The sequence below is a fragment of the Comamonas sp. C11 genome, assembly GCF_024496285.1.
In the GTDB taxonomy this organism is placed as follows: Bacteria; Pseudomonadota; Gammaproteobacteria; order Burkholderiales; family Burkholderiaceae_C; genus Comamonas; species Comamonas testosteroni_F.
On record NZ_CP101743.1, the window covers coordinates 4,812,077 to 4,824,599 of the forward strand.

Below are 12,523 nucleotides of genomic sequence, written 5' to 3' on the forward strand. Positions count from 1 at the left end.
AGAGAAGCCCGAAGAATTGCTGCTATCCATGAAATAACTTGGAGAAATTGTAGGCAGCTTTGTGTCGAATCAATGACCGGAAAACGACAGATGTGCTATCGCAAACCCGCGTTGCGTGGCTGCTTGAGCATGGCCTTCATGTCTTCCAGCGACACGGCGCTATTTGCTTCCAGACGCAGCTTGGGCTGCGGTTTGTAGGCGTGGCCATAGACGATCTCGAAGGTCAGCGAGAGCTGGCCATCGGGCTGCTTGTCGGCCCAGCGCTCCTCGATTTTCTGCAGCAGCCCGGCCTTCCAGCCACGACCGCGCAGGCCGGCAAAACGCCCGGGGTGCAGATTGCGGCCCAGTTCGCGCAGCTCCTGCAACAGACGCTGTGGCGTGGCAAAGGTCAGGGTGATGCGCTCCATGTCCATCACCGGTTCGGCAAAGCCGGAGTGCACCAGCATGTCGCCCCAATCATGCATATCGGTAAACGTATGACCTGCCGGCCCCCAGCCCAGTTCGGCGTAGAGCCGATGCAGTTGCTGCACGGTATCCGGCCCGAGGCAGGAGAACATGACATAGCCATCGACCTTGAGTGCCTTGTGCCAGCGCTCGATCAGAGTCTGCGGATCGGCTGCCGTATGCAGCAGCATATTGGCCCAGAGCATGTCCATGCTGCCGTCTGCAGGCGCGGTCATGTGAGCAGCAGCCCCCTTCCAGCGAGAGAGCTGCCACCAGCGGCTGCCGAGCTTGTCCTGCGCCACGACCTCGCGGCGAGCCACGGGTTCATAAATCGTGCATTCGGCCTGCGGATAGCGCTCGCGCAGCAACTGGTGTGCCTGCATGCCGCCGCGCACCGGCTCCCAGTGGCACCATTTCTCAGGCGGCTTCACTATCCAGTCCAGGCGCTGCTGCATGCGACTGGCCACCTCTTCGTGCAACCAGGGGGACTCGGCCGGAGCGGCCATTTGCCAATGGTTTGCAGCTGCAGAATCGATTGTTGGAGGCAGGACGTGGGACATGGGCAGACAAAAGCAGGCAGAGAGTCGAGCAAGCGAGCCGCTCGCCAACTGCCGGAGTGAAGATCAATGCGGCGCGAGTATATTGATTCCATGCCCGACCTTCATGCGACATGGCTTTCACACCTTCGCCGCCAGCAGCAGCGTTGGCTGGATGCCTTGCCCAGCCAGTGCGCAGTCTGTGGACGCTGGCCGGGGCCACGCGTCTGCCGCGACTGTCATGCACGCTGGGCTCTGCACAAGCACCGCTGCCACAGCTGTGCCCTGCCGCTGCCTGCACTGGTCAGCCTCTGCGGCAACTGCCTCAAGCAACCACCCCGACTCAAGCGCTGCACCGCCGCGCTGGACTATGCCTACCCCTGGCAAAACCTCATCACACGCTACAAATTTCAAGCCGATCTGGGGCTGGTGCGCAGTCTGGGCAGGCTGATGGCCAGTCACCCCGAAGTCAGGGAGCTGCTGCGGGCCTGCGATGCCTTGCTGCCCATGCCGGCCTCCAATGAGCGCGTGCGCGAGCGCGGCTTTGACCACAGCCTGCTGCTGGCACGCTCTCTCTCGGAGCAATACGACAGCCCTTTGCCCTTGCTGAGCGAGGCTGTGCAACGCCAACATCTGGAGCTGCCCCAACATGCCTCCAGCCGGGAACAAAGGCTGCGCCAACTGCGCGGCATTTTCAGCCTCGCCCCGGCTCGGCAGGCTCTGGTGAAAGGACGGGAGATTTTGCTGCTCGACGACGTGATGACCACCGGTGCCACGCTGGATGCACTGGCAGACTGCCTGCTGTCGGCCGGCGCTGCATCGGTAAGCGCCGTCGTGCTGGCACGCACGCCTTGACCCATATTCGCCAGTCTGGAACTGCGCAGGCGGCAGCGTGGGTAACAGCCGGACTGCACAATAGCGCCCCATGTTTCATATCGTTCTTGTGGCGCCCGAGATCCCACCCAACACGGGCAATGTCATCCGTCTGGCTGCCAATACGGGTTGCAGCCTGCATCTGATCGAACCGCTGGGCTTTTCCATGGAAGACCGGCATATGCGCCGCGCCGGACTGGACTATCACGAGTACGCCAATGTGGCCCGCCACGCCAGCTGGGACGTCTTCCTCGAAACCTGTCAACCGCAGCGCGAGCGCATGTTCGCCATGACCACGCATAGCAGCAGTCCGGCCCATACCATGGAGTTCAAGGCCGGCGACTGGCTGGTCTTTGGTTCTGAAAGCAAGGGCCTGCCGCCCGAAGTGCGCGCCCAGTTCCCCAACGAGCAGCGACTGCGCCTGCCCATGCTGGCCTCTCAGCGCAGCCTGAACCTGTCCAACGCCGTGGCCGTGACGGTGTTCGAAGCCTGGCGCCAGCAGGGTTTCGCGGGAGCTGCCCTTGCGGAGCCCAAGACGGCTCTTTAAGTTCCCGCTTATTGTCTCTATTTTCGGAACAATAAGTTGCGCAACAGGGGGTTTTTCTCGCAATTAGATCGTCCTAAAGTACGACTCATGGACTTGCAGCCGACCGACGATATCCGCCAAGACTGCAGGCCCGATGTACCCAAAGGACGAATCATGAAATACGCCAACCGCCTCGCCATCGTTGCCACTCTGGCCATGTCCGCCGCCGCTGCACAGGCCGCAGGCTTTGACTTCACCGGCGATCACTACCCTCCCGAAGTTGCAGGTCAATCCACCCTGACCCGTGCTCAGGTCAATGCCCAGGTGCAGGACGCCATGGCCAAGGGCCAGCTGCAGCTCGTTGGCGATGCCTATCTGCCCCTGTCCCAGCAACAGCAATCCAGCAACCTCAGCCGTGAGCAGGTGCGCCAGGAAACCATTGCCGCAGGCAAGGCCGGTTTGCTGGACAACTATGGCGAATGACAGACTCTGCGCAGCACCCTGCTGTGCAAGGTGCGGCTCAATAACAAAGCCCCAAGGCATAAGCCAGGGGGCTTTTTTCATGGCTTGAAAATTACTCCGCGAATCAGGCCGCGGCACCAAAGCTGCGCGCCAGCGACTCGGCCACGCACACAGGCTTGTCGCTGCCTTCGCGCTCCACCGTCACCAGCCAGGTCATCTGAATGCCCTCAGGCTCGATGCGCTCCGCTGCCTGCAAGGTCATGCGAGCCCGCAAGCGGCTGTTGACGGGCACGGGAGCCATGAAGCGCACGCGGTTGAGCCCGTAGTTCACCCCCATCTTGGCGCCTTCGATCTTGAAAGTGCCTTCGAAGAACTTCGGCAGCAGGGACAGCGTGAGAAAACCATGGGCAATCGGTGCACCGAACGGCCCCTGGGCCGCACGCTCGGGATCGGTATGAATCCATTGCTGATCGCCTGTAGCGTCGGCAAACATTTGAATCTGGGCCTGGGTGATGGTGATCCAGTCGCTGACGGCGACTTCCTGCCCAATCGAGGCCAGCACTTCGGAGTAGGAGCGAAAGGTTTTCATGCCCCCAATGTAGAAGCCCCCTGCCCTGCGCCATGTCTGACGCGGGACAAGGGGCTTACCCTAAATCATTCGATCCAATATACCGCTAGCTCAATCTACTCATACACTGGCAGCTATGCTTTTCAAAGCGGCTCAGGCTTCGCTGGAGCGCTGAACAAAAAACAGGCCAGTGCCCACGGCCATCAGCAGGCCGCCGAAGACGCGGTTCTGATTGCGCATGGCGCGTGCGCTGCGCATCAGACCACGCAAGGCGCTGGCACCTGCTGCATAGCTATGCATCACCGTGGTGTCCACAGCCAGCATGGTCACGGCCAGAATCGCCAACTGAGGGGCCAGAGGACGGCTGGTGGTCATGAACTGCGGCAGCACGGCCACCATGAAGATGATGCCCTTGGGATTGGTGGCATTGGTCAGAAAGCCCGTCAGCACGCGCTTTTTGAGACTGGCCTCGGGCACGGCCTCTTGCGTTGCCAACGGCGAGCCACCGGAACGCCACTGGCTGATGCCCAGATAGATGAGATAGCCGGCGCCCACGATCTTGACGGCGTTGAAGGCCCACTCGGACGCCATGAGCAGCGAGCCCACGCCGGCACCTGCTATCAACAGGATGAGCAGCAGACCAAGTTGCAGACCCATGATGGTGGCGCTGGTCTTGCGCACACCGTAGGACAGGCCGTGGCTCATGGACAGCACGGCACCCGATCCAGGCGAGACCGCAATGATCCAGGAGGCCACAAAAAAAGCAAACCAGGTGTGCAAATCCATACTCACTCCAAACGCCGATCTAAAGCGCCAGTCACAAAGCGCCTATCTTAAAAGTTGCGCTGCCGACTTGCAGACGCATGGTTGACCAGGCGCTATAAGCACCAGGTAACCATTCGTCCCATTTTTCTTTCTGTCAAAAATCTGACGCCTGGTTGCGGGTGCCAAAATGGAATCTTTCTAGGGTTAACACCACATAACATTCCCATGGAACACGGCTCTCCCATCTGGCTGACTTACGGCTTCATCTATCTTACGGCGGCGGTTCTGGCTGTCCCCATCGCCAGAGCCCTGGGCCTGGGAGCCATCATCGGCTACCTGGGCGCCGGCATTGCCATGGGCCCCTGGGGTTTTGGCCTGGTGCGCAATGTGGACGACATCCTGCACTTTGCCGAATTTGGCGTGGTGCTGATGCTGTTCGTGATCGGACTTGAGCTGCAGCCCAAGCGCCTCTGGGAGCTGCGGCGACCGATCTTTGGCTGGGGCATGGCGCAAATGGCGGTCTGCACCGGGATTCTGTTTCTGGCCGCCTGGGCCTTTGGTCTGTCCTGGCGCGTCAGCCTGATTGCGGGCATGGGCCTGGCACTGTCGTCAACCGCTGTCTGCCTGCAGATCATGGCCGAACGCAATCTGATGCGCACTCCCAGCGGACAGGCCGCCTTCTCCATCCTGCTGTTCCAGGACGTGGCGGCCATCCCCATCCTGGCGCTGATTCCGATTCTGGGCGCTTACAAGGCCGCCCATGCCAGCCACGGCGACAGCCATGTCTGGCTGGCCATTCTCAAGACCGTGGGCACGATTGGCGCCGTCATCATTGGCGGCCGATTGCTGCTGCAACCGCTGCTGCGCTGGATTGCGCGCAGCAAGACCCCCGAGATCTTCACCGCCACCTCGCTGCTGCTGGTCGTGGGCATTGCCATGCTGATGACGCAGGTGGGCCTGTCCATGGCGCTGGGCGCCTTCCTGGCCGGTGTGCTGCTGGCCGACAGCGAATACCGCAGCGAGCTGGAAACCAATATCGAGCCGTTCAAAGGGCTGCTGCTGGGCCTGTTTTTCATGGCCGTGGGCATGAGCATTGACTTTGGCGTCATCCTCCAGTCTCCCTGGGCCATGGTCGCCATGGTGACGGGCTTTATTGCACTGAAGGCAGTGATGATCTTCGGTCTGGCTAGATTCATGCAGATTCCCTGGCGCGAACGCCCGGTGTTCACGCTGATGCTGGCGCAAGGCGGCGAATTCGCCTTTGTGGTGTTTCAGACCGCGGCGCAGTACAAGGTGTTTCGCCACAGCGTGTCTTCCATGCTGGTCGCGGCCGTGGCTCTGTCGATGCTGCTGGGCCCGCTGCTGCTGGTGCTGCTGGACAAACTGCTGCTGCGCCGCTTTTCCACCATCAAGGATGAGGAATGCGGCTCCGACAAGGCCAAGGAGATCTCCGAGCCTCAGGACTCGCCCATCATCATTGCCGGCTTCGGCCGCTACGGCCAGATCGTGGCTCGCGTGCTGCTGGCCCAGGGCATACGTCCGACCATCCTGGACCACAGCGTGGAAATGCTGGAGGCCGCGCAGATCTATGGCCACCGCGTGTTCTACGGCGATGCCACACGCATGGACCTGCTGCGCATCGCAGGCGCGGCCCAGGCCCATGTGCTGGTGATTGCCGTCGACACCACCGAGCAGTCCCTCAAGATAGCCAGTCAGGTGCGCAAGCATTTCCCCAACCTCGAGATCGTGGCCCGTACCCGTGACCTGGATCACTGGTTCCGCCTGCGCGATCTCGGGGTCGAGCATGCCCAGCGCGAAGTCTTCGAATCCAGCCTGATCTCGGCCCAGTCGGTGCTGGAGCTGCTGGGTCAGAGTCCGGCCGAAGCCAAACGCATCACAGCACGATTCAGGGAGCACAATCTGGCGCTGGCCGAGCGCATGTACCCGCATTACAAGGACAAGAACCAGCTGATTGCGGTGGCCAAGCAGGGCCGCCAGCAACTGGTGGAGCAGATGGCCAAGGAGCGTGCAGATCTGCTGGCCGACAACGCCGATGCACCCGATACGCCCCTGGCCAGCGAGCAAGACCACAGTCCGGCCGACGCTCGGCAGCCGTGATACGCTGCGCGCCATCATGTTCAACCCCAGCCAAGCCGACGTACGGCGATTTTTTTGCGGTGTGCGCGCCAAGATGATCAGCGGCGCGCCCATGGAGGCCATCGAGACGCTGGCCAGCCTGTGGATAGACGAGCACCCCGAGTACTTCGACGAGCTCTCCGACGTGGATGCCGCCGTGGCGCGCAACTACGACGCGGAGACCGAGCGTACCAACCCGTTTCTGCACCTGTCCATGCATCTGTCCATCAGCGAGCAGTGCAGCGTGGACTCGCCACGCGGCATACGCCAGGCCGTGGAACTGCTGACCAGAAAGCGTGATCTGCATGACGCCCATCACGCCGCCATGGAATGCCTGGGCCAGATGCTCTGGGAAAGCCAACGTTCGGGACGCCCGCCGGATGGCGAGGCGTACGTCGCCGGAGTTCAGCGCCTGGCCACCACTGACGGCCGTTTTAAAAGTACCCCCTGATGCGCCGCGCAGCCTCCGCAGGGAGATGACACAATCGCGGCAGGAGGGCTCCAGCTCTGCCTCCCAAGCCCTGCGTACCGGGCCCCTGAGCTGCATACCGTTGAGAAAAAGCAAAAGCCCGTCTTCACGGGCTTTTGCTTTTTCTGAGACAAGGTCTATTTCTGGCCCAGGCGGAAGTGCGGCTGCGCCACTACCTGCATCTCGCTGTCCAGGCTACCGATGTACTTGGCGAGCTGCTGCAGCTCGTCGTTCTTGAACTGCTTGGCAATACCCGCCATCACGCCATTGCTGCGCCCGATGAGCGAATTGCCATCGGTTTTGTATGACTGCAAGGCGCGGAAAACATAGTCCGAATACTGCCCCGCCACCTTGGGGTAGGACGGGTCAATGGGTTTTGAAAAGCCTTCACCGTGACAGGAGAAGCAGGCACCTTTTTGCAGCAGCGCCGTGACGGCCGGGTTCGCCTCCTTGGCCTTGCCATCCTTGGCCTTGCTATGACCTGCATAGAAGGCCGCCACATCGGCCATGTCCTGCTCGCTCAGCGAGTCTGCAATGCCACGCATGGTGGGGTGTTTTCGTTCGCCTTTTTTATAGGCATTCAGGGCCGAGACGATATAGGCCTCATTCTGCCCGCCGATCATCGGCACCTTGTAAACCTCAGGGAAACTGGCCTGATAGCCAGTGATGCCGTGACAGCCTATGCACATGGCGATCTTGCCTTCGCCGGCCTTTGCATCGCCCTTGACAGCCTGAGCGTTTGCGATGCCGGTCACTGATGCGACAACTACTGCCAATACCGTGGTCCAAGTTTTTATCATTTTGCGCGCACAATCCTTCAAGAGTTCAGACGGGTGCTCAAATGCCTTGCTGCAGTGCAAACGATTATGGCAGTGAGAATTTCGCACGCTTATCAATACTTACGCTGATACCGCCCATGAAGTTTCAAGGTTCCGACAAATACGTGGCCACGCAAGATCTGATGCTGGCCGTCAACGCCGCCGCTACCCTGCAGCGCCCTCTGCTCATCAAGGGCGAGCCCGGCACGGGCAAGACCATGCTAGCCGAGGAAGTGGCTCAGGCGCTGGACATGCCGCTGCTGCAGTGGCATATCAAGTCCACCACCAAGGCACAGCAAGGCCTGTATGAGTACGACGCCGTGAGCCGCCTGCGCGATTCGCAGCTGGGCGACGAGCGCGTCAAGGACATTCACAACTACATCGTCAAGGGCGTGCTCTGGCAGGCCTTCACTGCGGAGCGCCCCGTAGCCCTGCTGATTGACGAGATCGACAAGGCCGACATCGAGTTCCCCAACGACTTGCTGCGCGAAATCGATCGCATGGAGTTCTATTGCTACGAGACGCACGAGATGATCCGCGCCAAACACCGCCCCCTGGTGTTCATCACCTCGAACAACGAAAAGGAACTGCCTGACGCATTTTTGCGCCGCTGCTTTTTCCACTACATCAAGTTCCCCGATGCCGACACCATGCGCCAGATCGTGAACGTGCATTTTCCCAAGCTGCAGGGCGAGTTGCTGAGCGCCGCCATGAAGGTCTTCTACGATGTGCGCAATCTGCCCGGCCTCAAGAAAAAGCCTTCGACCAGCGAGCTGATCGACTGGCTCAAGCTGCTGGTCGCCGAGGAAATTCCTGCATCGGCCCTGCAATCCGAGGAAGGCAAGGTCAGCGTACCGCCCCTGGTTGGCGCACTGCTCAAGAACGAACAGGATATGAGCCTGTTTGAAAAGCTGGTCTTCATGAACCAGCGCAACCGCTAACCTTCCTGAAGAACCGAGGAGACACAGCCCATGAGCACCGCACAACAACTGCTGCTGGAAGGCGGCTCCGACGCCATCGGCTTTGTGGGTGGAGCCCTGCTGGGCTGGGGCCTGTCCCATGTGCTGGGCCTTGACCTGTTTGCCCAGGGCTATGGTGCCGGCAGCATTGCCGCCATCGCCATGGTGGGGCTGGGCGGAGGCCTGGGGCTCAAGCTGGCACGACTCTGGCGCAGCAAGCGCAATCCACTTTGAGTGAGCAAGCTATGACCTTTGTAGAACCTGTGACCTTGCGCGACCGCGGCGTGCGACTGGAGCCGCTGGATCTGAGCCATGAGCCTGGACTGGCTGCGGCCGCAGCCGATGGAGAGCTGTGGAAGATTCGAGTGACTTCCGTGCCCGAGGCTGACGAGGTGCGCAGCTATATCGAAACCGCGCTGCTAGGCCGCGACCAGGGCCACCGCTTTGCGTTCGCCGTGCTCGACGATGCCACCGGCAAGGTGCTGGGCACGACCAGTTATCACGACATCGTGCCAACCATTCGCCGTGTGGAAATTGGCTACACCTGGTATGCCAAAAGCGTTCAGCGCACCCATGTCAACACTTCGGCCAAGCTGCTGCTGCTGGCCCATGCCTTCGGTACGCTGGGCTGCCATGTGGTGGGCTGGCGCACGGACAACTTCAACTTCGCCAGCCAGCGCGCCATCGAGCGGCTGGGAGCCAAGAAGGATGGCGTGATTCGCGGCCATGCTCTGCGCCGCGACGGCACGATTCGCGACACCGTGATGTACAGCATGCGCAGTGGCGAATGGCCTGAAGCCCGTGCACAACTGCTCTACCTTCTGGAGCAGCATGCACCCGCTGCATAAGCGCTGGAGGCATTTTTCATGCTGATCGATTTCTTCTATACCCTGCGTGCTGCCAAACTGCCTGTGTCGGTCAAGGAATTTCTGGCTCTGCTGGAAGCACTGGACGCGGGCATCATCGGCCCCAAGAGCGAGGATCGCTGGAGCCTGGACGACTTCTACCACCTGGGCCGAACCATTCTGGTCAAGGACGAGAAGCACTACGACAAGTACGACCGCGCTTTTTCCGCCTATTTCAAGGGCGTGGAGATGCTGGCCGACCTGACCAAGGAAATTCCGCAGGACTGGTTGCAAAAGCTTCTGGAGCGCGAGCTCAGCCCCGAGGACAAGGCCAAGATCGAAGCCATGGGCTGGGACGAGCTGATGGAGACGCTCAAGAAGCGCCTGGAGGAGCAAAAGGAGCGCCACGAAGGCGGCAACAAATGGATTGGTACGGGCGGCACCAGCCCCTTCGGTCATGGCGGCTACAACCCCGCGGGCATACGCATTGGCGGACCGGGCCGCAACAAGAGCGCCGTCAAGGTCTGGGAGCAGCGAGCCTACCGCGACTATGACGACACCCAGGAATTGGGCACGCGCAACATCAAGGTCGCTCTGCGTCGCCTGCGCAAGTTTGCGCGCCAGGGCAGCGAACTGGAATTGGACCTGCCGGACACCATCCGCTCCACGGCAGCCAATGCGGGCTATCTCGACATCAAGATGATTCCCGAGCGGCATAACAATGTGAAAGTGCTGCTGCTCATGGACGTGGGCGGCACCATGGACGAGCATATACAGCGCGTGGAGGAGCTGTTCTCAGCCGTGAAAAGCGAGCTCAAGCATCTGGAGTTCTATTACTTCCACAACTGTGTCTACGACTTCATGTGGAAGAACAACCGCCGCCGCTTTGCCGAAAAATTTCCGACCTGGGACATCATTCGCAAGTACAACAAGGACTACAAGCTGATCTTTGTCGGCGACGCGACCATGAGCCCCTATGAAATCCTGCAACCCGGCGGCTCGGTCGAATACATGAACGAGGAACCCGGTGCCGAGTGGCTGCAGCGCCTGACGAATGCCTTCCCGCACTTTGCCTGGATCAATCCGGAGCCACAGGGCGTATGGCAGTACCGCCAGAGCATCAGCATCATCCAGCAGCTGATGGGGGACCGCATGTACCCTTTGTCGCTCAAAGGCTTGGAAGACGCCATGCGCATGCTGTCAAAATAGGGGCATGCCCCAGACCTTGCCCTTGAAAAAGCCGGCCTTGAGGCCGGCTTTGCTTTTGGGAGCCGCCTTGCTCCTCAGCGGCTGCAGCCTGCTTTCCCCCAAAGACAAAGAAGCCGAAGCCCTGGGCATCGACACCAGCGGCCCCCCCGCCTTCACTCTGGAAGTCGATGCCCCAAAACAAGTCCGTGCGCTGCTGGAGCAGCATCTTGAACTCAAGCGTTTTCGCCACCAGCCCGATCTGCAGCGACGCGAGCTGACGCGCCTGCTGGGTGCGACCGATGCCAATGTGCGCGAGCTGATAGGCACCCTGGGCTATTTCAGCCCCACGGTGACCGTGGAGCTGACCGATACTCCCGAGGAGGAAGCACCGCGCAAAGTGGTGGTCAGGGTCGATCCGGGCCCACCCACCATCATTGAGAAATCCGAGGTGCGTTTTGCCGGCATCAATGCCAGCGACGAGCTGGGAACCTCTCAGCGCCTGCAGATCGAGGAAACCTGGCCGCTGCAGGCCGGCGAGCAATTCTCGCAATCGGCCTGGAGCAGCGCCAAGAGCGGTGGTCTCAAGGAGTTGCAAAAGCGCCGTTACCCGCTGGCCCGCATAGATACCAGTCTGGCCGATGTGGATGCCGACACCAACAAGGCCCAGGTCAGCGTGAGCTATGACCCCGGCCCAGCCTATACGTTCGGTCCGCTGCAGATTGATGGTGCCGAGCGTTACGACCCGGTGCGCACGGCCCGTATTGCGCGCCTTCCGGAAGGTCAGGAATATGACTTGCAAAGCATGCTCGATGCGCAACAGCGCCTGGTCAGCAGCGGCTATTACGACTCGGTATTTCTCTCCCTGGCCGATTCGCCGCAACAGGCCGCTACCGACGCTGAGCGCGACGAACAGCGCAAGAATCAGGGTGCAGCCATCACCTCGCCGGTAATTGCCAAGGTGCGCGAAGCCAAGCTGCAGAAATGGGTGTTTGGTGTGGGTCTGAGCACGGACACCGGACCTCGTCTGTCCATCGATCACACTTACAACAAGGTCCCCGGTCTGAACTGGCGCGCCGTCAGCAAGCTGCAGCTGGACAGGAAGAACCCGCTGATCTCCACGCAGCTGGTCGGCCTTCCCGGAGAGGATCTCTGGCGCTGGTTTGCCAGCGGCAAGCTCGAACGTGCGCCTGCAGGCGACTTCTACACCAACAGTGCACAGATGCGCTTTGGCCGCTCCAAGGCCGAGGACCGCATAGAGCGCAATATGTACCTGCAGTACGACTACGCCAAGACCCAGGGCGCAGGTGCTCCGCCCGGTGCCTCCTCGCTGTTGGCCAACTATGGCTGGACGGCCCGCTATTTCGACAACAATCTGCTGCCCACCTCGGGCTTCGGCCTGGCCCTGGAGGCTGGTGCTGGCACCACGCTGACGCCGCAGCGCTCGCCGTTCGGGCGCCTCACTGGGCGCTGGCTCAGCCTGATACCGCTGGGCGAGCGCGACGAGGAAACCAGGCGCCACAGCCGCCTGCAGCTCAAGGCGGGAATCGGCGCCGTCATGGCCAAGAAAGATGTGGATCTGCCCACCACCATCATGTTTCTGACGGGTGGCGACAACACGGTGCGCGGCTACGGCTATCAATCTATTGGCGCTCGCACGGAAAACGATCGTGTGATTGCGGGTCGCTATCTGGCCATGGGCAGCGTGGAATGGCAGCGGCCCATCACCATCAAGGGCAATACGCAGGACTTCGAGCACGCCGTTTTCATCGATGCCGGCACCGTGGGCGATGACATCAACCGCCTCTACACCCGCGTTGGTTTTGGCACCGGCATTCGCTGGAAAAGCCCGGTTGGCCCAATTCAAGCAGATCTCGCCTGGGGCGCACAGGAGCAGCAACTGCGCCTGCACCTGCGTCTGGGCTTCACGTTTTAAG

14 protein-coding genes are annotated in these 12,523 nt (G+C 61.0%); 10 read left to right on the plus strand and 4 right to left on the minus strand.

The annotated features are described in order from the left end of the window. Window positions 1-95: 95 nt before the first annotated feature. A complete protein-coding gene (locus NOX35_RS22220; protein WP_232538030.1) occupies window positions 96-950 on the minus strand; it encodes a class I SAM-dependent methyltransferase in 855 nt (284 codons plus the stop codon). Between the two features lie 144 nt (window positions 951-1,094). On the opposite strand from NOX35_RS22220, the gene NOX35_RS22225 reads away from it, so the two are divergent. The 3 genes from NOX35_RS22225 (at window position 1,095) to NOX35_RS22235 (ending at window position 2,862) form a co-directional block, all read left to right on the plus strand. Then, window positions 1,095-1,835: a ComF family protein gene (locus NOX35_RS22225; RefSeq protein WP_256494758.1), complete on the plus strand. Its 741-nt coding sequence runs from the start codon at window positions 1,095-1,097 to the stop codon at window positions 1,833-1,835. A 70-nt stretch (window positions 1,836-1,905) separates the two neighbouring features. Continuing rightward, a complete protein-coding gene (gene trmL, locus NOX35_RS22230) occupies window positions 1,906-2,400 on the plus strand; it encodes a tRNA (uridine(34)/cytosine(34)/5-carboxymethylaminomethyluridine(34)-2'-O)-methyltransferase TrmL (protein WP_256494759.1) in 495 nt (164 codons plus the stop codon). Between the two features lie 153 nt (window positions 2,401-2,553). Further along, window positions 2,554-2,862, plus strand: coding sequence for a DUF4148 domain-containing protein (locus NOX35_RS22235; protein ID WP_182287296.1), 309 nt, complete (start codon window positions 2,554-2,556; stop codon window positions 2,860-2,862). A 103-nt stretch (window positions 2,863-2,965) separates the two neighbouring features. Here the strand turns inward: NOX35_RS22235 and NOX35_RS22240 are convergent, their stop codons facing one another. Continuing rightward, window positions 2,966-3,430: a MaoC family dehydratase gene (locus tag NOX35_RS22240; RefSeq protein ID WP_034366233.1), complete on the minus strand. Its 465-nt coding sequence runs from the start codon at window positions 3,428-3,430 to the stop codon at window positions 2,966-2,968. Between the two features lie 132 nt (window positions 3,431-3,562). Further along, window positions 3,563-4,195, minus strand: a complete 633-nt coding sequence (locus NOX35_RS22245; RefSeq protein ID WP_003075471.1) for a LysE family transporter — start codon at window positions 4,193-4,195, stop codon at window positions 3,563-3,565. A gap of 204 nt (window positions 4,196-4,399) precedes the next feature. On the opposite strand from NOX35_RS22245, the gene kefC reads away from it, so the two are divergent. Then, window positions 4,400-6,292, plus strand: coding sequence for a glutathione-regulated potassium-efflux system protein KefC (gene kefC, locus NOX35_RS22250; protein WP_256494760.1), 1,893 nt, complete (start codon window positions 4,400-4,402; stop codon window positions 6,290-6,292). A gap of 16 nt (window positions 6,293-6,308) precedes the next feature. Then, window positions 6,309-6,761, plus strand: coding sequence for a DUF1841 family protein (locus tag NOX35_RS22255; protein ID WP_256494761.1), 453 nt, complete (start codon window positions 6,309-6,311; stop codon window positions 6,759-6,761). Between the two features lie 155 nt (window positions 6,762-6,916). On the opposite strand, the gene NOX35_RS22260 is transcribed toward NOX35_RS22255, so the two are convergent. Further along, complete coding sequence (locus NOX35_RS22260; protein ID WP_256494762.1) at window positions 6,917-7,579, minus strand: cytochrome c; 663 nt, start codon at window positions 7,577-7,579, stop codon at window positions 6,917-6,919. 116 nt (window positions 7,580-7,695) lie between these two features. Here NOX35_RS22260 and NOX35_RS22265 point away from each other — a divergent pair, with 116 nt between their 5' ends. From NOX35_RS22265 to NOX35_RS22285, 5 genes are read left to right on the plus strand one after another with little or no spacing between them, the layout of a single operon-like run. After that, window positions 7,696-8,538 (plus strand): MoxR family ATPase, encoded by an 843-nt coding sequence (locus NOX35_RS22265; RefSeq protein ID WP_182284464.1) that lies wholly within the window; start codon window positions 7,696-7,698, stop codon window positions 8,536-8,538. 30 nt (window positions 8,539-8,568) lie between these two features. Next, window positions 8,569-8,790, plus strand: coding sequence for a hypothetical protein (locus NOX35_RS22270; protein WP_003071240.1), 222 nt, complete (start codon window positions 8,569-8,571; stop codon window positions 8,788-8,790). A gap of 11 nt (window positions 8,791-8,801) precedes the next feature. Then, on the plus strand, window positions 8,802-9,404 hold the full coding sequence (locus NOX35_RS22275; RefSeq protein ID WP_182284465.1) for a GNAT family N-acetyltransferase: 603 nt from the start codon (window positions 8,802-8,804) through the stop codon (window positions 9,402-9,404). Between the two features lie 18 nt (window positions 9,405-9,422). Then, entirely contained in the window at window positions 9,423-10,610 is a 1,188-nt protein-coding gene (locus tag NOX35_RS22280) for a VWA domain-containing protein (RefSeq protein ID WP_003071236.1), read from the plus strand. A 4-nt stretch (window positions 10,611-10,614) separates the two neighbouring features. Next, the gene (locus NOX35_RS22285) at window positions 10,615-12,522 is read left to right on the plus strand and encodes an autotransporter assembly complex family protein (protein ID WP_256494763.1); all 1,908 of its coding nucleotides are present in this window, start codon (window positions 10,615-10,617) and stop codon (window positions 12,520-12,522) included. Window position 12,523: the final 1 nt, after the last annotated feature.